Genomic DNA, 19,001 nt, shown 5'->3' with positions numbered 1-19,001 from the left:
GCTCTATGTGATGGATCCGATGTGTTCGTGGTGCTGGGGGTTCGCTCCGGTGGCCAAGGCACTGGTCGAGCAGGCGCAGGCAGCCGGGGTGGAGTTGCATCTGGTGGTCGGTGGTTTGCGCACCGGCAGCGGTTCGGCGCTGGAACCGACCACGCGTCGTTACATCCTTGAGCACTGGCAAGCGGTCACCGAGGCCACCGGCCAGCCGTTCAAGTTCGACGGCGCGCTGCCCGATGGCTTTGTTTACGACACCGAACCTGCCTGCCGCGCGATCGTCACCGCGCGCAGCCTTGCGCCCGATTGTGCGTGGACACTGGTCGGGCTGATTCAGCAGGCGTTTTACGCTGAAGGTCGCGATGTCACTCAGGCCAGCGTACTGGTGGAACTGGCCGAGCAGGCCGGTGTGCCGCGTATCGAATTCGCCGCGCTGTTCGATCATGCCGATCAACACAAAGCGACTCAGGCCGATTTCAGTTGGGTACAGGATCTCGGCATCGCCGGTTTCCCGACCTTGCTCGCCGAACGCAATGGCCAACTGGCGTTGCTCACCAACGGCTATCAACCGCTCAGCGAATTGTCGCCCTTGCTCGGCCGCTGGCTGGAGCGCGCCGCCTGTGCCTGACCACGCCGATGACACGCCAGCCGTAAAGCGTGTCGACCGGCTGAGCTGGGCAGAAGTCCGGCGCCTGGCACTCAATCACAAAAAATCCCTGTGGATCGCCAACGGCGTGGCCGTGCTGGCGACGCTGTGCAGTGTGCCGATTCCGTTGCTGTTGCCGTTGCTGGTCGACGAGGTGTTGCTCGGCCACGGCGATGCCGCGCTGAAAGTCATGAACCATGTGCTGCCGACGATGTGGCAGCAGGCGGCGGGTTATATCGGCCTCATGCTGGTGGTCACCCTGACACTGCGATGCAGCGCGTTGTGTTTTGGCGTGTTGCAGTCGCGGCTGTTCGCACGGCTGGCCAAGGACATCGTCTATCGCATCCGCGTGCGCCTGATTGATCGGCTCAAACGTATTTCCCTCGGCGAGTACGAAAGTCTCGGCAGCGGCACGGTGACCACGCATCTGGTCACGGACCTGGACACCCTCGACAAGTTTGTCGGTGAAACCCTCAGCCGTTTTCTGGTGGCGATGCTGACGTTGGTCGGCACCGCGAGCATTCTCATGTGGATGCACTGGAAACTGGCCTTGCTGATTCTGCTGTTCAACCCGCTGGTGATTTACGCCACGGTGCAGTTGGGCAAACGGGTCAAGCATCTGAAGAAACTCGAGAACGACAGCACGGCGCGTTTCACCCAGGCGCTGAGCGAAACCCTCGATTCGATTCAGGAAGTGCGTGCGGGCAACCGTCAGGGTTACTTCCTTGGCCGGCTCGGCTTGCGCGCGCAGGAAGTGCGTAATTACGCAGTCAACTCCCAGTGGAAAACCGACGCATCCAATCGCGCCAGTGGCCTGCTGTTCCAGTTCGGTATCGATATATTCCGTGCGGCGGCGATGCTCACCGTGCTGTTTTCCGACCTGTCGATCGGTCAGATGCTCGCGGTGTTCAGTTACCTGTGGTTCATGATCGGCCCGGTGGAACAGCTGCTGAATCTGCAATACGCCTACTACGCGGCCGGCGGTGCGCTGGCGCGGATCAACGAGTTGCTGGCACGCGCCGATGAGCCGCAGTACCCGGGCGGTGTCGATCCGTTCAAGGGCCGCGACACCGTGGGCATTCAGGTGCAAGGCCTGAGCTTCGGTTATGGCGACGAATTGGTGCTGAACAAGCTGGACCTGTCCATCGCGCCCGGTGAGAAGGTGGCCATCGTCGGCGCCAGCGGCGGCGGCAAAAGTACCCTGGTGCAGTTGCTGTTGGGACTGTACACGCCGCTGGCCGGGACCATCCGTTTCGGCGGTTCGACCCAACAGGAAATCGGCCTGGAGACGGTTCGCGAAAACGTCGCTGTGGTGTTGCAACACCCGGCGCTGTTCAACGATACCGTGCGCGCCAACCTGACCATGGGCCGCACCCGCAGCGACGAAGCCTGTTGGCAGGCGCTGGAAATCGCCCAGCTCGAACCCGCTATCCGCGCCTTGCCGGACGGCCTCGACAGCATCGTCGGGCGCTCCGGCGTGCGCTTGTCTGGCGGCCAGCGCCAGCGTCTGGCGATTGCGCGAATGATCCTCGCCGAGCCCAAAGTGGTGATCCTCGACGAAGCCACCTCGGCCCTCGACGCCGCCACCGAATACAACTTGCACCAAGCCATGGCGCGCTTTCTCAACGGCCGCACGACGCTGATCATTGCCCACCGCCTGTCGGCTGTGAAGCAGGCTGATCGGGTGCTGGTCTTCGATGGCGGGCAGGTTGCCGAAGATGGCGATCATCAGCAGTTGATTGCCGACGGCGGGCTGTACGCCAAACTCTATGGCCACCTGCAACAAATCCAGCGCCCTTGAGTTTTGTCGGCGTTTCTGTGCTTAGTGCTTGAATTGCTTTGACTAAAGACGCCCGGAATACCTCCGCGGACAGCAACGTTGCACGATCGACATAGAGGACGGCAGCGCTGTCCCTTTGACATGTCGAAAATTAGCCTAGGCTGAGCTGTCAGGAGCGGTATTTTCCGGTGTTCATCTGGCAGTGCTTGCGCAAGGGATCTCATGAAGCAAAAGCGGACTCTCGGAACGCCACGGTTGTTGGGCATCGTCTGGCCATTTATTGCCGTCGTGTTATTTCAGGCCCTGTTGGGGGGCGTGAGTCTTTACGTGCTGTCGGCCGTTCGCGGGTATGTGGCGGGGGAGAGTCTCTGGTCCAAGGGCCAGAAAGACGCCATCTACTACCTCAATCTGTACGCCGACAGTCGTGACGAGTCGATTTTCCTCAAATACCAGAATGCGATTGCCGTGCCTCAGGGCGGCCATCAGTTACGCCTCGCACTGGATCGCCAGCCGCCGGATCTGGCTGCTGCGCGCGAAGGCATTCTCAAGGGCGGCAATCACCCCGATGACGTCTCCAGCCTGATCTGGCTGTACCTCAACTTCCGTCATTTCAGTTACCTGGAAACCGCCATCGACCGCTGGACCGTGGGTGACGCCTATCTGGTCGAGCTCAATGACGTGGCGCGCGAGATGCATCGGAGCATTGCGCAGAACAGCGCCAGCAGCGCCGACATCCAGGGCTGGAAGGCGCGGATCTTTGCCATCAATGACGGCGTGACCCCGGCGGCGAAAGCGTTCAGCGATGCCCTGGGCGAAGGCTCGCGGATGATCCTGCGGCTGCTGCTGTTCACCAACCTGGCCACGGCGCTGGGCTTGATCGTGCTGGCCTTGTTACGCACGCACAAACTGCTCAAGCAGCGTCATGCCTTCGCCGAAGCGCTGCAACTGGAGAAGGACCGCGCGCATGTCACGTTGCAATCGATTGGCGATGGCGTCATCACCACTGACGTGAGCGGCGCTATCGATTACATGAACCCCGCCGCCGAAGCCATGACCCACTGGAAGGCCGAACAGGCCGCAGGACTGCCACTGGCGGCGTTGTTCAACTTGCTCGACGACAACGCCCAGACCGAAGGCCTGACCCTGATCGAGCACATTCTCAGCGGCCAGCTCAGTGGTGGCAGCGAGCACTCCAAGCTGATCCAGCGTCTGGATGGCAGCACGGTTTCGGTGACGCTGGTTGGCGCGCCGATCCGCAATAGCGGCAAGGTCATTGGCACGGTGCTGGTGCTGCACGACATGACCCAGGAGCGGCAATACATCGCCAATCTGTCGTGGCAGGCCACCCATGATGCGCTGACCGGGCTGGCCAACCGCCGCGAGTTCGAATATCGCCTGGAACAGGCATTGCACAACCTCACGCGCCAGTCCGGGCGGCATGCGCTGATGTTCCTCGATCTGGATCAGTTCAAACTGGTCAACGACACCTGCGGGCATGCCGCCGGCGATGAACTGTTGCGGCACATCTGCACGTTGTTGCAATCAGGCCTGCGCGAGGGCGACACGCTGGCGCGCCTGGGAGGTGACGAGTTCGGCATTCTGCTGGAGAACTGCGCGCCGGAAGCGGCTGAGAAGATCGCCGAGTCGCTGCGCCAGACCGTGCAGAATCTGCATTTTGTCTGGAAAGGGCGGCCCTTCCTGACCACCGTGAGTATCGGCCTGGTCCATGTCGCGCAAACGCCGACAACCCTCGAAGCCTCGCTGCGTGCTGCCGACATGGCCTGCTACATGGCCAAGGAGAAGGGGCGCAACCGCGTGCAGGTCTACCATGCCGACGATTCCGAGCTGTCGCTGCGCTTCGGCGAAATGGCCTGGGTGCAACGACTGCACATGGCGCTGGAAGAGAACCGCTTCTGCCTCTATGCCCAGGAAATCTCGCCGCTGAAACCGAGCGACGGCAAGGGTGGGCACATCGAGATTCTGCTGCGTCTGCACGATGAAGCCGGTCGGATGATTCTGCCGGACAGTTTCATTCCGGCCGCCGAACGTTATGGTTTGATGAGTCAGTTGGATCGCTGGGTAGTGCAAAACGTATTTAAGGTTATTGCTCAATGTATTGCACAAGAACATAAAGGCCCATTAGCAATGTGTGCGATTAATCTGTCAGGCATTACTATCGGAGATGACGCGTTTTTGCACTTCCTGCGGGAACAGTTTGTTATTTATTCGATTCCGCCTGAAATGATTTGTTTTGAAATTACTGAAACCAGTGCAATTTCAAACTTGGGTAGTGCAATCAGATTTATTAATGAACTCAAAGGCTTGGGCTGCTATTTCTCGCTTGATGACTTTTGTGCCGGAATGTCTTCATTCGCTTATCTGAAACATTTGCCTGTAGACTTCCTGAAGATCGATGGGAGTTTCGTAAAGGATATGCTGGACGACCCGATTAACCGCGCAATGGTCGAAGTGATCAATCACATCGGCCATGTCATGGGTAAGCAGACAATTGCCGAGTTTGTTGAAACAACCCAGATCGAGCAGGCATTGCTTGAGATTGGTGTGGATTACGCTCAGGGTTATGTTATTGAACGCCCGCAATTGTTTACCTGCGACAGTTTGCTAAGTCGCCCCGCCAGACCGCAGCCGCTGTTATTCAAAGCGCCTGGCACGTTCCGTTGAAATCTCTCGCCGATCCTTACAATCACAAATCAAAAGGAGCCGAACAGTGATCGACACATTCAACCGAACCGGACCACTCATGGAAGCTGCAAGTTATCCCGGCTGGGCACAACAGCTGATCGAGGATTGCAGCGAGAGCAAGCGCCGGGTTGTCGAACATGAGTTGTATCTGCGCATGCGCGATAACAAGCTCAGCGCCAAAACCATGCGCCAGTACCTGATCGGGGGCTGGCCGGTGGTTGAGCAATTTGCCTTGTACATGGCGCAGAATCTCACCAAAACCAAATTTGCCCGTCACCCGGGCGAAGACATGGCGCGGCGCTGGTTGATGCGCAACATCCGCGTTGAACTCAATCACGCCGATTACTGGGTGCACTGGAGTCGCGCGCACGGCGTCAGTATGGAAGATCTCCAAGCCCAGCACGTGCCGCCCGAACTGCATGCGCTGAGTCATTGGTGCTGGCACACCAGTTCTGCCGATTCGCTGATCGTGGCCATCGCCGCGACCAATTACGCTATCGAAGGCGCGACCGGGGAGTGGTCGGCGCTGGTCTGTTCTACCGGGGTTTACGCCGCTGCGTTCCCCGAAGAAGACCGAAAGCGGGCGATGAAGTGGCTGAAGATGCACGCCCAATACGATGATGCTCATCCGTGGGAGGCGCTGGAAATCATCTGCACCCTGGCGGGCATGAACCCGAGCAAGGCTTTGCAGGCCGAGCTGCGTCAGGCGATCTGCAAGAGCTATGACTACATGTACCTGTTCCTGGAACGCTGCATGCAGCTCGAAACGTCGGAGCGTTTGCTGGTAAGTCGTGAGCGCAGGGTCGTGGTCGAGAGCTGATATTCGGCTAAACGCAAAACCAAATGTGGGAGCGAGCCTGCTCGCGAAAACGGTGTGTCAGTCAACTCATTGTTGAATGTCAGATCGCATTCGCGAGCAGGCTCGCTCCCACACTGTTTTGTGGTGTATGGAGGGACTCAGCCCGCCATCGCCAAGCGATTACGCCCTTCGCGTTTGGCCACGTATAGCGCACTGTCCGCGCGGCGCAACAGGCTTTCTACCGATTCGCCCGGAAGCAGGGTCGAGCAACCGAGGCTGACCGTCAATTCGATCAACTGCCCATCCGCGTAATACTCCGCCGCCTGCGCCGCATAGCGCAGACGCTCGCCGACCATCGCCGCCGCTTCCCGGCTGGTGTTGGACAGCAGGATCAGAAACTCTTCCCCGCCATAGCGAAACACCATGTCGACGTTGCGCAACTGTCCCTTGATCGATGCGGCCACGGCTTTGAGCACGGTGTCGCCAGCGCTGTGTCCATGACTGTCATTGACGCGTTTGAAGTGGTCGATATCGAGCATCAGCACGGATAAAGGTTGCAGATGCCGACGCGACATTTCGATCTCGCGTTGCAGCGTTTGCTCCATGGCGATGCGGTTGCCGGCGCCGGTCAACGGATCACGCAATGCGCTTTGCGTCGCGGCGCGATAGAGCAGGGCATTGCGCATCGGAAACAGCAACGACGACAGCAGCGATTCGAGATTGCCCTGATCCTGTTCGTTGAAACGTTGATTGCGCCGGAACACCAGTTCGCCCATGTGCTCGCCTTCGTGGCTCAAGCTGTAGCTGACCGAATGATGGCCTCGGGCGCCGAATTCCAGGCGCAGGTCACTGCCCTGATGCGCGTAGCTCAAGGCATCCAGCGGCACAAGACGTTGTACTTCGCGGAAGAACAGACCGAGGATCCGTTGCGGTTCAAGACTGGTTTGCAGTTGCAGGCTCATTTGCTGGCGCAGTTGCGCCAGGCTGGTCGGTCGCTCCAGAAGGGGAGGCAGCTGACCAAAGCCCAGGCGTTGCAATTTGGCACTGTCAAAGTCAATTGCATTGGTCTGGGAGGGTGATTTCATATGGCGTGAGCCCCTAAGCAGTAAGTCTGTCTTACAGGCTGGGTGAGAGCGGCTATGGGCTGCGCGTCATACTGATCCATCAGTCCCGTAGGACATTTGGCGTAAGTTTAGTCTGCCTGATGACGATTAGTCAGCTATCGAATCAGGCCTTGCCCCATTGCCTTCACACGGCATGCTTTGAGGAAAATTAGAGCGAAAGTCGTGCCATTCGGTTCGGTTTTATTTAACCCGTTATAAATCAACGACTTGATATGAAAGGTAAGGAGGTTGTGCTGGATATTTGACTGTTATGTGACGGCAGGCAGCGGCAAATGCGTGCCGCGACGGTAATCCGCCACGGCAACAAATGCGACGTATGGCATTACTGTGCGTTGAATGCCTGGCCGTTGATGCCGGTACTGTCCGGGCCCATCAAGTACAGATAGACCGGCATGATTTCCTCCGGAGTCGGATTGTTCAGCGGGTTTTCTCCCGGGTAAGCCTGCGCGCGCATGCTGGTGCGAGTGCCGCCCGGGTTGATGCTGTTGGCGCGTACTGGCGCCACGCCGTCGACTTCATCGGCGAGGGTTTGCATCAGGCCTTCGGTGGCGAACTTCGACACGCCGTAAGCGCCCCAGTAGGCACGACCCTTGCGCCCGACGCTGCTGGAGGTGAACACCACCGAAGCATCCTGCGACAGCTTGAGCAGCGGCAGCAGAGTGCTGGTGAGCATGAACATGGCGTTGACGTTGACCTGCATGACGCGCATGAAGTTTTCGCCGGACAACTGCTCGATCGGCGTGCGTGGGCCAATGATCGAGGCGTTGTGCAGCAGGCCATCAAGATGACCGAATTCACTTTCGATCATCGCTGCCAGCTCATCGTACTGATGGGGCAGGGCGGTTTCGAGGTTGAACGGAATCACCGCCGGTTGCGGATGGCCCGCCGCTTCGATCTCGTCGTAAACCTGGGTCAGATTCGCTTCAGTCTTGCCCAGCAGCAGTACGGTAGCGCCATGCGCGGCGTAGGTCTTGGCGGCAGCCGCGCCAATGCCGCGCCCGGCACCGGTGACCAGAATGACCCGATCCTTGAGCAATTCGGGACGAGCGGAGTAATCGAACATAAAAACCTCACAATCCATTCATGAAGACCTGCTTCACCCTTTGTGGTGAGGGGATTTGTCCCCGATGGGTTGCGCAGCAGCCCAGCATTCTTTCAGGTCGATTTGACGTGCAGGTTTAACGACGGCTTCGCCGTCGATCGGGGATAAATCCCCTCGCCACAAACGGCTCCTGCAAACAGTCGGGTCAGCAGCTGCAAAGCGCGCTATCGAGCACCTTGCGCAACTCCGACGGATGATCCACCACAACATCCGCACCCCAGTGCCGTGGGTTGTCATCCGGATGAATGTAGCCAAACGTCACCGCTGCCGTTTTTGTACCGGCATCGCGGCCCGACTCGATATCGCGTAGATCATCGCCTACAAACAGAACCGTCGACGGATCCAGATCAAGCATCTTGCACGCAAGGATCAACGGCTCCGGATCCGGCTTGCTGTTTTTCACATGATCGGGGCAGATCAGCAGCGCCGAGCGCTCGGCCAGCCCCAGTTGTTGCATGATCGGCTCGGCGAAGCGCAGCGGCTTGTTGGTCACCACGCCCCAAACCAGATTGGCTTTCTCGATGTCGGCCAGCAGTTCACCCATGCCGTCGAACAGCTTGCTGTGCACTGCGCAGCCAACCAGATAGCGTTCGAGGAATTCCAGACGCAATTGCTCGAAGCCCGGCGACTCCGGATCCATCGAAAACGTCACCGCAACCATGGCTTTGGCGCCGCCGGAAATTTCGTCGCGGATGTGCTTGTCGTTCATCGGCGGCAAGCCGCGATCCGCGCGCATCGCCTGACAAATGGCGATGAAGTCCGGCGCGGTGTCGAGCAGGGTGCCGTCCATGTCGAAAAGGACTGCTCTGATGGCCATCGGCTTACTCCTCGCGCAGGGTCTGGATCATGTAGTTGACGTCAACGTCGTTGGCCAGTTTGTAGTGCTTGGTCAACGGGTTGTAGGTCAGGCCGATGATGTCCTTGACGGTCAGGCCGGCCATGCGGCTCCAGGCGCCCAGCTCGGACGGGCGGATGAATTTCTTGAAGTCGTGGGTGCCGCGCGGCAGCAGCTTCATGATGTATTCGGCGCCGACGATGGCAAACAGGTACGCCTTCGGGTTGCGGTTGATGGTCGAGAAGAACACCTGGCCGCCCGGTTTGACCATGCGGAAGCAGGCGCGGATCACTGACGATGGGTCGGGCACGTGCTCAAGCATCTCAAGGCAAGTTACTACGTCGAACTGCTCGGGCATTTCTTCGGCCAAAGCTTCGGCGGTGATCTGCCGGTATTCGACACTGACGCCGGATTCCAGCTGATGCAGTTGCGCCACCGCCAATGGCGCTTCGCCCATGTCGATGCCCATCACGGTGGCGCCGCGCTGGGCCATGGCTTCGCTGAGGATGCCGCCGCCGCAACCGACGTCGAGGACCTTCTTGCCAGCCAGATTGACCCGCTCGTCAATCCAGTTGACCCGCAGCGGGTTGATGTCGTGTAGCGGTTTGAATTCGCTTTCACGATCCCACCAGCGATGGGCCAGGGCTTCGAATTTGGCGATTTCGGCGTGGTCGACGTTGCTCATGTTCAATTCCTCGAAAAACTTGAAAAAGGCTGTAGCCGCGGATTGTGTTCCGCGGTGTTTACGATTCGGTGTGGCCGCTGATGCGCTGGCCCCAGGTGCGGGCGGTGGCGCCCAGCTGTTGTTCGTCCATGCGCGTCAGGCGCCGGTCGTCGAGCAATTGTTTGCCGGCGACCCACAGATGTTTCACGCAATCGCGACCGGTGGCATATATAAGCTGCGAAACCGGGTCATAGACCGGCTGCTGGGCCAGGCCGGAGAGGTCGAAGGCGACGATGTCGGCGGCTTTGCCGATTTCCAGCGAGCCGACCTGCGATTCTATGCCCAGCGCCCGCGCGCCGTTGAGAGTGGCCATGCGCAGGGCGCGGTGGGCATCGAGCGCGGTGGCCGAGCCGGCGACGGCTTTGGCCAGCAGTGCGGCGGTGCGGGTTTCACCCAGCAGGTCGAGGTCGTTGTTGCTCGCTGCACCATCAGTACCGACGGCGACATTCACCCCGGCCTGCCACAAACGCTCCACCGGGCAGAAACCGCTGGCCAGTTTGAGGTTCGATTCCGGGCAATGGATCACGCTGGTGTTGCTTTCTACCAGCAACGCCAGGTCGTCATCGCTGATCTGCGTCATGTGCACCGCCTGGAAGCGCGGGCCGAGCAAACCGAGTCGGCCGAGGCGGGCCAGCGGCCGTTCGCCGCGCTGCTCGAGCGCTTGCTGGACTTCAAAGGCAGTTTCATGGACGTGCATGTGAATCGAGGCGTCGAGCTCCTCGGCGATCACGCGGATTTTCTCAAGGTTCTCGTCGCCGACGGTGTAGGGTGCATGAGGGCCGAAAGTGATCTTGATCCGTTCGTGATGCTTCAAGTCGCCGAACAGCTCGACACCCTGACGAATGGCTTCATCGGCGCTGCTGGCGCCGGGAATCGGGAAATCGAGGATCGGAATGGCGATTTGTGCACGGATACCGCTGTTGTGTACACGCTCACTGGCAACCTTCGGGAAGAAATACATGTCCGAGAAGCAGGTGATGCCGCCCTTGATCTGCTCGGCGATGGCCAGATCGGTGCCGTCACGGACGAAGTCTTCATCGACCCATTTGGCCTCGGCCGGCCAGATGTGGTTTTCCAGCCAGGTCATCAGCGGCAGATCGTCGGCCATGCCACGGAACAGCGTCATCGCCGCGTGGCCGTGCGCATTGATCAGGCCGGGAGCGAGCAGCACATCCGGCAGCTCGCGGATTTCCGTGGCGTTACATTTCAACGCTTCGGCGCGCGGGCCGATAAACACGATGCGACCGTCGCGGATGCCCAGGCCGTGCTCCTTGAGCACAACGCCTGCAGGTTCGACGGGTACCAGCCAGGTCGGCAGCAATAATAAGTCGAGCGCAATGGCAGGTTTCGGCATCGAGGGTCGGTTCCAGTGCTTTTATAAAGGATGGCGAAGTATACCCGAGCGTCTTCGCGGGGGATCGCTATAATCGGCGGCTTTTGTTCATGAGTGCGGGGTGAGGGATGCGCGATCGACTGTTGGCTGCGGAGAAAGTAAAGGCCATCGATTGGCGAGATGGCGCGCTCCACCTGCTGGATCAGCGTATTTTGCCGTTCGAGGAAACCTGGATTGCCTACACCAGCGCCGCCGGCGTGGCTGAAGCGATTCGCTCGATGGTGGTGCGCGGCGCGCCGGCCATCGGCATCAGTGCGGCTTATGGCATTGTGCTTGCGGCCCGTGCGCGGGTCGCCGAAGGGGGCGACTGGTACGCGGCGCTGGAAGAGGATTTCGCACTGCTGGCCGATTCTCGTCCGACTGCGGTCAACCTGTTCTGGGCGCTGGGTCGCATGCACGATCGGCTTGATCGTCTGAAGGACAATGCCGATCCGCTCGCCGCGCTGGAAGCGGAAGCCATTGCCATTCATGAAAGCGACCGCGAAGCCAATCTGACTATGGCGCAGCTGGGCGTCGACCTGATCCGTAAGCATCAGGGCAATGCCCAGGCGATCCTGACCCATTGCAATACCGGCGCACTCGCCACGGGTGGTTTCGGTACGGCGCTGGGCGTGATTCGCGCGGCGTTCCTTGAGGGCATGGTCGAGCGTGTTTATGCCGACGAAACCCGTCCATGGCTACAGGGCTCACGCTTGACGGCGTGGGAGCTGGCCAACGAAGGCATCCCTGTCACTCTGAATGCCGACTCCGCCGCCGCGCACATCATGAAGACCAAAGGCGTGACCTGGGTGATAGTCGGTGCTGATCGGATCACGGCCAATGGTGACGTGGCGAACAAGATTGGCACCTATCAACTGGCCGTCAATGCGATGCACCACGGTGTGCGCTTCATGGTGGTGGCGCCGAGTTCGACCATTGACATGAATCTGGCCAGCGGCGATGACATCCCGATCGAGGAGCGTGACGGTGCCGAGTTGCTGGAAGTCGGCGGCAAACGTGTCGGCGCCGATGTTGAGGCGTTCAACCCGGTGTTTGACGTGACGCCGGCGGACCTGATCGATGCAATCGTCACGGAGAAAGGCATCGTCGAGCGCCCGGATACCGCGAAGATGGCCCAGTTGATGTGCCGCAAACGCCTGCATTGATGGGGTATGGCGTCTGTGAAGACGCCATCGCTGGCAAGCCAGCTCCCACAGGTTTTGTGCTTGCCACCGATTCTGTGGGAGCTGGCTTGCCAGCGATGAGGCCTTAAAAGTCAATAAACATCCGCAATCCACGCCCCAATTCTGCATTCAAAGAAGCTCTGAGCCTCTCTCGTCCCCGTTAAGCCTGTCACCGGTCAACTAACTATGCTCCATGCGCATCTGGGGGATAGGTGCGTGGCGGCCTTTGTGATAACATCCGGCGTTTTCCGAGGCAGCTCCGCGGAGCTGTCTTTACTGCGCAAATCCACTCTCCAGATTGTTGATTTGTCGTAAGTCGGTGCATGGCACTCAGCCTGCCCCGACGAGCTTCGTTGCTCCCACATGGATATGACGAAGTTTCACCAGAAAAAGGAATCAGGCTTCTCATGGGCGAACTGGCCAAAGAAATCCTCCCGGTCAATATCGAAGACGAGCTGAAACAGTCCTATCTCGACTACGCGATGAGCGTAATCGTCGGCCGTGCACTGCCGGATGCGCGCGATGGCCTCAAGCCCGTGCACCGTCGCGTACTGTTCGCGATGAGCGAGCTGGGCAACGACTTCAACAAGCCGTACAAGAAATCTGCCCGTGTTGTCGGCGACGTGATCGGTAAGTATCACCCGCACGGTGATACCGCGGTGTACGACACCATCGTCCGCATGGCTCAGCCTTTCTCCCTGCGCTACCTGCTGGTCGACGGTCAGGGCAACTTCGGTTCGGTCGACGGCGACAACGCTGCGGCCATGCGATACACCGAAGTGCGCATGACCAAGCTGGCGCACGAACTGCTGGCTGACCTGCATAAAGAAACCGTGGACTGGGTGCCGAACTACGACGGCACCGAACTGATCCCGGCGGTCATGCCGACCCGCGTGCCAAACCTGCTGGTCAACGGTTCCAGCGGTATCGCCGTGGGCATGGCGACCAACATTCCGCCGCACAACCTCGGTGAAGTCATCGACGGTTGCCTGGCGCTCATCGACAATCCTGAGCTGACCGTCGATGAGCTGATGCAATACATCCCCGGTCCGGACTTCCCGACTGCCGCGATCATCAACGGTCGCGCCGGCATCATCGAAGCCTACCGCACCGGTCGCGGGCGCATTTACATGCGTGCCCGTTCGATCATTGAAGACATCGACAAGGTCGGTGGTCGTCAGCAGATCGTCATCACCGAGCTGCCGTACCAGCTGAACAAGGCGCGTCTGATCGAGAAGATCGCCGAGCTGGTCAAAGAGAAGAAGCTGGAAGGCATCACCGAACTGCGCGACGAGTCCGACAAGGACGGTATGCGCGTCGTGATCGAACTGCGTCGCGGCGAAGTGCCTGAGGTGATCCTCAATAACCTGTACGCCCAGACCCAGTTGCAATCGGTATTCGGCATCAACATCGTTGCGCTGATCGATGGCCGCCCACGCATCCTTAACCTCAAGGATCTGCTGGAAGCCTTCGTTCGTCACCGTCGCGAAGTGGTCACCCGTCGTACCGTGTTCGAACTGCGCAAGGCGCGTGAGCGTGGCCACATCCTCGAAGGCCAGGCCGTCGCCCTGTCGAACATCGACCCGGTTATCGCTCTGATCAAGGCTTCGCCGACTCCTTCGGAAGCCAAGGAAGCGTTGATCAGCACGCCTTGGGAATCTTCCGCCGTAGTGGCGATGGTTGAACGAGCCGGTGCCGATTCGTGCCGTCCTGAAAACCTCGATCCGCAATACGGTCTGCGCGAAGGCAAATACTTCCTTTCGCCAGAGCAGGCGCAAGCCATTCTGGAACTGCGTCTGCACCGTCTGACCGGTCTGGAGCACGAAAAGCTGCTGGCCGAGTATCAAGAGATCCTCAACCAGATCGGCGAGCTGATCCGCATCCTCAACAGCGCCGTGCGCCTGATGGAAGTGATCCGCGAAGAGCTGGAAGTGATCCGTGCCGAATATGGCGATCAGCGTCGCACCGAGATTCTCGATGCCCGTCTCGACCTGACCCTGGGTGACATGATCCCGGAAGAAGAGCGCGTCGTGACCATTTCCCACGGTGGCTACGCCAAGACTCAGCCATTGGCTGCGTACCAGGCTCAGCGTCGTGGCGGTAAGGGCAAGTCGGCTACCGGCGTCAAGGATGAGGACTACATCGCTCACCTGTTGGTTGCCAACAGCCACACCACGCTGCTGCTGTTCTCCAGCAAGGGCAAGGTGTACTGGCTCAAGACCTACGAGATTCCGGAAGCGTCCCGCGCCGCCCGTGGTCGTCCGCTGGTCAACCTCTTGCCGTTGAGCGAGGGCGAATACATCACCACCATGCTGCCGGTCGATCTCGAAGCCATGAAGCGTCAGGCTGACGAAGAAGAAGCCGAAGGCGTTGAAGCTGATGTAGAAGACCTCGAAAACAGCAACGAAACCGACGAGGAGCGCCGCGCGCGCATCAAGGCTGCCGACCGCAAGAAGGCGCCGTTCATCTTCATGTCGACCGCCAACGGTACGGTCAAGAAGACTCCGCTGGTGGCCTTCAGTCGTCAGCGCAGCGTCGGTCTGATCGCCCTGGAGCTGGACGAAGGCGACATTCTGATCTCCGCTGCCATCACCGATGGCGAGCAGGAAATCATGCTGTTCTCCGACGGCGGCAAAGTGACCCGCTTCAAGGAATCCGAAGTTCGCGCCATGGGCCGTACCGCCCGGGGTGTGCGTGGCATGCGTCTGCCGGAAGGACAGAAGCTGATCTCCATGCTGATTCCGGAAGAAGGCAGCGAGATCCTCACTGCTTCCGAGCGTGGTTATGGCAAGCGTACTGCCATCACCGAGTTCCCTGAGTACAAGCGTGGTGGTCAAGGTGTTATCGCCATGGTCAGCAACGAGCGTAACGGCCGCCTGGTCGGCGCGGTTCAGGTGCAGGATGGCGAAGAAATCATGCTGATCTCCGATCAGGGCACTCTGGTGCGTACTCGTGTCGACGAAGTGTCGAGCCTGGGTCGTAACACGCAGGGCGTCACCCTGATCAAACTGGCCAAGGATGAAACCCTGGTCGGTCTGGAGCGGGTTCAGGAGCCTTCGGAAGTCGAAGGTGAAGAGCTTGAAGGTGAAGAGGGCGAGGAGTTCGAGGGCAACGTCGTGATCGACGATGCCGCCGAAGACCAGCAGCTCGACGCCGCAGCAGACGAAGAGCCGCAAGAATAAGCGGACAAGCGAGGGGGCGGATGAAAATTCGCCCCCTTGTTATTTGTCCGGTATGAAATTTCGACATCATGGAGATTCCCTTTGGGAGCGAGCCTGCTCGCGAATGCAGACGCTGCGGTACCTCTGACACACCGCGGTGATGCATTCGCGAGCAGGCTCGCTCCCACAGGGCCATGTTGATCGGTAGTGTGATTTATTGCGTGATATCACCAAATCAGAGCGAGACTGGATGTGAGCAAGCGAGCCTATAACTTCTGCGCCGGCCCTGCGGCGCTTCCCGAAGCTGTCCTGCAACGCGCCCAAGGTGAACTCCTTGACTGGCACGGCAAGGGCCTGTCGGTCATGGAAATGAGCCATCGCAGCGATGAGTTCGTGTCCATCGCGACCCAGGCCGAGCAGGATTTGCGTGACCTGCTGAATATCCCTTCGAACTACAAAGTGCTGTTTCTGCAAGGTGGTGCCAGCCAGCAATTCGCGCAGATTCCACTGAACCTGTTGCCTGAAGGCGGCTCTGCCGACTACATCGACACCGGTATCTGGTCACAGAAAGCCATCGAAGAAGCGTCGCGCTACGGCCACGTCAATGTTGCCGCCACCGCCAAGCCTTACGACTATTTCGCCATTCCGGGTCAGAACGAGTGGAACCTGTCGAAAGACGCCGCTTACGTTCACTACGCGCCGAACGAAACCATCGGCGGTCTGGAATTCCAGTGGATCCCGGAAACCGGCGACGTACCGCTGGTGGCTGACATGTCCTCGGACATTCTGTCGCGCCCGGTCGACATCTCGCGTTTCGGCATGATCTACGCGGGTGCGCAGAAAAACATCGGCCCGAGCGGCATCGTCGTCAACATCATCCGCGAAGACTTGCTCGGCAAGGCCCGTGCCCTGTGCCCGACCATGCTCGACTACAAGGTCGCTGCCGATAACGGCTCTATGTACAACACCCCGCCGACCCTGGCCTGGTACCTGTCCGGTCTAGTGTTCCAGTGGCTGAAAGAGCAGGGTGGCGTCGAAGCCATCGCCAAGCTCAACGACGTCAAGCAGCGCACGCTGTATGACTTCATCGATGCCAGTGGTCTCTACAGCAACCCGATCAACAAGTCCGACCGCTCGTGGATGAACGTGCCGTTCCGTCTGGCTGATGATCGTCTGGACAAGCCGTTCCTGGCCGGCGCCGACGCACGCGGTCTGCTCAACCTCAAGGGCCACCGCTCCGTGGGCGGCATGCGCGCCTCCATCTACAACGCCGTCGACATCACCGCCGTCAATGCGCTGGTGGCGTACATGGCTGAATTCGAGAAGGAACACGGCTGATGTCCGAGCAAGAACTCAAGGCGCTGCGCGTTCGCATTGACGCTCTGGACACCAAAGTCATGGAGCTGATCAGTGAGCGTGCGCGTTGCGCCCAGGAAGTCGCACGAGTAAAGATGGCTTCGCTGGCCGAAGGCGAAGTGCCGGTGTTCTATCGTCCCGAGCGCGAAGCTCAGGTGCTCAAGCGCGTGATGGAGCGCAATCAGGGGCCGTTGGGCAACGAAGAGATGGCGCGGTTGTTCCGCGAAATCATGTCTTCCTGTCTGGCGCTGGAGCAGCCGCTGAAAGTGGCTTATCTCGGCCCTGAAGGCACCTTCACGCAAGCGGCGGCCATGAAACACTTCGGTCACGCAGTCATCAGCAAGCCGATGGCGGCAATCGACGAAGTGTTCCGTGAAGTCGCGGCCGGTGCGGTGAATTTTGGCGTGGTGCCGGTGGAAAACTCCACCGAAGGCGCGGTCAACCACACGCTGGACAGCTTCCTCGAGCACGACATGGTGATCTGTGGCGAAGTCGAGCTGCGTATCCACCATCACCTGTTGGTCGGTGAAAATACCAAGACCGACAGCATCAGCCGCATCTATTCCCATGCGCAGTCGCTGGCCCAGTGCCGCAAGTGGCTGGATGCGCATTACCCGAATGTCGAGCGCGTGGCGGTGTCGAGCAACGCCGAAGCGGCCAAGCGGGTCAAGGGCGAGTGGAATTCGGCGGCAATCGCTGGCGACATGGCGGCCGGGCTGTATGGCCTGACTCGTCTGGCCGAGAAGATCGAAGACCGTCCGGACAACTCGACGCGCTTCCTGATGATCGGTAACCAGGAAGTGCCGCCGACCGGCGACGACAAGACCTCGATCATCGTGTCGATGAGCAACAAACCCGGCGCGCTTCACGAGTTGCTGGTGCCGTTCCATGACAACGGGATCGACCTGACCCGCATCGAAACCCGTCCGTCGCGCAGCGGCAAATGGACTTACGTGTTCTTCATCGACTTCGTCGGCCACCACCGTGATCCGTTGATCAAGGGTGTATTGGAGAAGATCAGTCAGGAAGCAGTGGCACTCAAAGTGCTGGGTTCCTACCCGAAAGCAGTTCTGTAAGGGGCGGTAGTAATGAGTGGCAATTTCCTCGCTCTGGCACAGCCGGGCGTGCAACAACTTTCGCCGTACGTTCCGGGCAAGCCTGTGGATGAACTGGCGCGTGAGCTGGACCTTGATCCGGCCAAAATCGTCAAACTGGCAAGCAACGAAAACCCGCTGGGCGCCAGCCCGAAAGCGCTGGCGGCGATCCGCGAAGAACTGGCCGAGCTGACCCGTTACCCGGATGGTAATGGTTTCGCGCTGAAATCCCTGCTGGCCGAGCAGTGCCGTGTCGACCTGAACCAGGTCACCCTGGGCAATGGCTCGAACGACATTCTCGAACTGGTCGCGCGCGCCTATCTTGCGCCGGGCCTGAATGCCGTGTTCAGCGAGCACGCGTTCGCTGTGTATCCGATTGCCACTCAGGCGGTCGGTGCCGAGGCCAAAGTCGTCCCAGCCAAAGATTGGGGGCACGATTTGCCGGCGATGCTCGCGGCCATCGATGCCAACACCCGCGTAGTATTCATCGCCAACCCGAACAACCCGACCGGCACATGGTTCGGCGCCGAAGCGCTGGACGAATTCCTGCAGGACGTACCGGAGCATGTGCTGGTGGTGCTGGACGAGGCGTACATCGAGTACGCCGAAGGCAGCGATCTGCCGGACGGTCTGGACTTCCTCGCTGCGTACCCGAATCTGCTGGTTTCGCGCACGTTCTCCAAGGCCTATGGTCTGGCGGCGTTGCGCGTTGGTTATGGCCTGTCCACTCCGGTAGTGGCGGACGTGCTGAACCGTGTTCGCCAGCCGTTCAACGTCAACAGCCTGGCTCTGGCCGCTGCCTGTGCGGCTTTGAAGGACGAAGAGTATCTGGCGCAAAGCCGTCAGCTCAACGAATCCGGCATGCAGCAGTTGCAGGCGGGTTTTCGTGAGTTGGGTCTGAGCTGGATCGAGTCCAAAGGCAACTTCATCTGTGTCGACCTCGGTCAGGTAGCCGCGCCGATTTTCCAGGGGCTGCTGCGCGAAGGCGTAATTGTGCGTCCAGTGGCCAATTACGGCATGCCGAACCACCTGCGGGTGACCATCGGTCTGCCGGCGGAAAACAGCCGCTTCCTCGAAGCGCTGCGCAAGGTTCTGGCTCGTGGGTGATGTCACTGCTCTGCAATCTG

The 19,001-nt window shown here is 59.7% G+C and carries 14 protein-coding genes; 9 read left to right on the top strand and 5 right to left on the bottom strand.

The genetic code is table 11. The features are described from left to right. Nucleotides 1–19: 19 nt before the first annotated feature. The 4 genes from KI231_RS21090 (at nucleotide 20) to KI231_RS21075 (ending at nucleotide 5,943) form a co-directional block, all read left to right on the top strand. On the top strand, nucleotides 20–622 hold the full coding sequence (locus tag KI231_RS21090) for a DsbA family protein (protein ID WP_172828209.1): 603 nt from the start codon (nucleotides 20–22) through the stop codon (nucleotides 620–622). Further along, nucleotides 615–2,441, top strand: coding sequence for an ABC transporter ATP-binding protein (locus KI231_RS21085; RefSeq protein ID WP_213026238.1), 1,827 nt, complete (start codon nucleotides 615–617; stop codon nucleotides 2,439–2,441). Before KI231_RS21090 ends, KI231_RS21085 begins: the two co-directional genes overlap by 8 nt. Nucleotides 2,442–2,642: 201 nt before the next feature. Next, nucleotides 2,643–5,102, top strand: a complete 2,460-nt coding sequence (locus KI231_RS21080; RefSeq protein WP_213026237.1) for an EAL domain-containing protein — start codon at nucleotides 2,643–2,645, stop codon at nucleotides 5,100–5,102. 79 nt (nucleotides 5,103–5,181) lie between these two features. Then, nucleotides 5,182–5,943 (top strand): iron-containing redox enzyme family protein, encoded by a 762-nt coding sequence (locus tag KI231_RS21075; protein ID WP_502937187.1) that lies wholly within the window; start codon nucleotides 5,182–5,184, stop codon nucleotides 5,941–5,943. A gap of 137 nt (nucleotides 5,944–6,080) precedes the next feature. Here KI231_RS21075 and KI231_RS21070 read toward each other — a convergent pair whose 3' ends face one another. From KI231_RS21070 to KI231_RS21050, 5 genes are all read right to left on the bottom strand, one after another. Then, a complete protein-coding gene (locus tag KI231_RS21070) occupies nucleotides 6,081–7,007 on the bottom strand; it encodes a GGDEF domain-containing protein (RefSeq protein ID WP_103305666.1) in 927 nt (308 codons plus the stop codon). A gap of 361 nt (nucleotides 7,008–7,368) precedes the next feature. Then, nucleotides 7,369–8,109 carry a YciK family oxidoreductase gene (locus KI231_RS21065; RefSeq protein ID WP_103305667.1) on the bottom strand — a complete coding sequence of 247 codons (741 nt, stop codon included), beginning with the start codon at nucleotides 8,107–8,109 and terminating at the stop codon, nucleotides 7,369–7,371. Nucleotides 8,110–8,293: 184 nt separating this feature from the next. Then, complete coding sequence (gene mupP / locus KI231_RS21060; RefSeq protein WP_213026235.1) at nucleotides 8,294–8,965, bottom strand: N-acetylmuramic acid 6-phosphate phosphatase MupP; 672 nt, start codon at nucleotides 8,963–8,965, stop codon at nucleotides 8,294–8,296. Nucleotides 8,966–8,969: 4 nt separating this feature from the next. Beyond that, nucleotides 8,970–9,668 carry a bifunctional 2-polyprenyl-6-hydroxyphenol methylase/3-demethylubiquinol 3-O-methyltransferase UbiG gene (gene ubiG, locus KI231_RS21055; protein WP_025113081.1) on the bottom strand — a complete coding sequence of 233 codons (699 nt, stop codon included), beginning with the start codon at nucleotides 9,666–9,668 and terminating at the stop codon, nucleotides 8,970–8,972. Nucleotides 9,669–9,726: 58 nt separating this feature from the next. Further along, on the bottom strand, nucleotides 9,727–11,061 hold the full coding sequence (locus KI231_RS21050; protein WP_213026234.1) for a TRZ/ATZ family hydrolase: 1,335 nt from the start codon (nucleotides 11,059–11,061) through the stop codon (nucleotides 9,727–9,729). A gap of 107 nt (nucleotides 11,062–11,168) precedes the next feature. Here KI231_RS21050 and mtnA point away from each other — a divergent pair, with 107 nt between their 5' ends. From mtnA to hisC, 5 genes are all read left to right on the top strand, one after another. Next, complete coding sequence (gene mtnA / locus KI231_RS21045; protein WP_103305670.1) at nucleotides 11,169–12,245, top strand: S-methyl-5-thioribose-1-phosphate isomerase; 1,077 nt, start codon at nucleotides 11,169–11,171, stop codon at nucleotides 12,243–12,245. Nucleotides 12,246–12,670: 425 nt separating this feature from the next. Beyond that, nucleotides 12,671–15,445, top strand: coding sequence for a DNA gyrase subunit A (gyrA, locus tag KI231_RS21040; protein ID WP_213026233.1), 2,775 nt, complete (start codon nucleotides 12,671–12,673; stop codon nucleotides 15,443–15,445). A 231-nt stretch (nucleotides 15,446–15,676) separates the two neighbouring features. After that, nucleotides 15,677–16,762 carry a 3-phosphoserine/phosphohydroxythreonine transaminase gene (gene serC / locus KI231_RS21035; RefSeq protein ID WP_213026232.1) on the top strand — a complete coding sequence of 362 codons (1,086 nt, stop codon included), beginning with the start codon at nucleotides 15,677–15,679 and terminating at the stop codon, nucleotides 16,760–16,762. After that, nucleotides 16,762–17,856, top strand: coding sequence for a prephenate dehydratase (gene pheA / locus KI231_RS21030; protein ID WP_007908404.1), 1,095 nt, complete (start codon nucleotides 16,762–16,764; stop codon nucleotides 17,854–17,856). Before serC ends, pheA begins: the two co-directional genes overlap by 1 nt. Nucleotides 17,857–17,868: 12 nt before the next feature. Further along, nucleotides 17,869–18,981: a histidinol-phosphate transaminase gene (hisC, locus tag KI231_RS21025; RefSeq protein ID WP_213026231.1), complete on the top strand. Its 1,113-nt coding sequence runs from the start codon at nucleotides 17,869–17,871 to the stop codon at nucleotides 18,979–18,981. Nucleotides 18,982–19,001 lie beyond the last annotated feature (20 nt).

The sequence above is a fragment of the Pseudomonas sp. Seg1 genome (genome assembly GCF_018326005.1).
In the GTDB taxonomy this organism is placed as follows: Bacteria; Pseudomonadota; Gammaproteobacteria; order Pseudomonadales; family Pseudomonadaceae; genus Aquipseudomonas.
Note: the sequence above shows the minus strand (reverse complement) of the source record. Positions and strands in the feature narration are given on the sequence as shown.

What these genes read in the sequence shown, in the direction of transcription:
- hisC (WP_213026231.1), top strand. Translation starts at nt 17,869, where the DNA reads ATGAGTGGCAATTTCCTCGCTCTGGCACAGCCGGGCGTGCAACAACTT.
- KI231_RS21090 (WP_172828209.1), top strand. Translation starts at nt 20, where the DNA reads ATGTGTTCGTGGTGCTGGGGGTTCGCTCCGGTGGCCAAGGCACTGGTC.
- KI231_RS21050 (WP_213026234.1), bottom strand. Translation starts at nt 11,061, where the DNA reads ATGCCGAAACCTGCCATTGCGCTCGACTTATTATTGCTGCCGACCTGG.
- ubiG (WP_025113081.1), bottom strand. Translation starts at nt 9,668, where the DNA reads ATGAGCAACGTCGACCACGCCGAAATCGCCAAATTCGAAGCCCTGGCC.
- KI231_RS21080 (WP_213026237.1), top strand. Translation starts at nt 2,643, where the DNA reads ATGAAGCAAAAGCGGACTCTCGGAACGCCACGGTTGTTGGGCATCGTC.
- gyrA (WP_213026233.1), top strand. Translation starts at nt 12,671, where the DNA reads ATGGGCGAACTGGCCAAAGAAATCCTCCCGGTCAATATCGAAGACGAG.
- mtnA (WP_103305670.1), top strand. Translation starts at nt 11,169, where the DNA reads ATGCGCGATCGACTGTTGGCTGCGGAGAAAGTAAAGGCCATCGATTGG.
- pheA (WP_007908404.1), top strand. Translation starts at nt 16,762, where the DNA reads ATGTCCGAGCAAGAACTCAAGGCGCTGCGCGTTCGCATTGACGCTCTG.
- KI231_RS21065 (WP_103305667.1), bottom strand. Translation starts at nt 8,109, where the DNA reads ATGTTCGATTACTCCGCTCGTCCCGAATTGCTCAAGGATCGGGTCATT.
- mupP (WP_213026235.1), bottom strand. Translation starts at nt 8,965, where the DNA reads ATGGCCATCAGAGCAGTCCTTTTCGACATGGACGGCACCCTGCTCGAC.
- KI231_RS21075 (WP_502937187.1), top strand. Translation starts at nt 5,182, where the DNA reads ATGGAAGCTGCAAGTTATCCCGGCTGGGCACAACAGCTGATCGAGGAT.
- KI231_RS21070 (WP_103305666.1), bottom strand. Translation starts at nt 7,007, where the DNA reads ATGAAATCACCCTCCCAGACCAATGCAATTGACTTTGACAGTGCCAAA.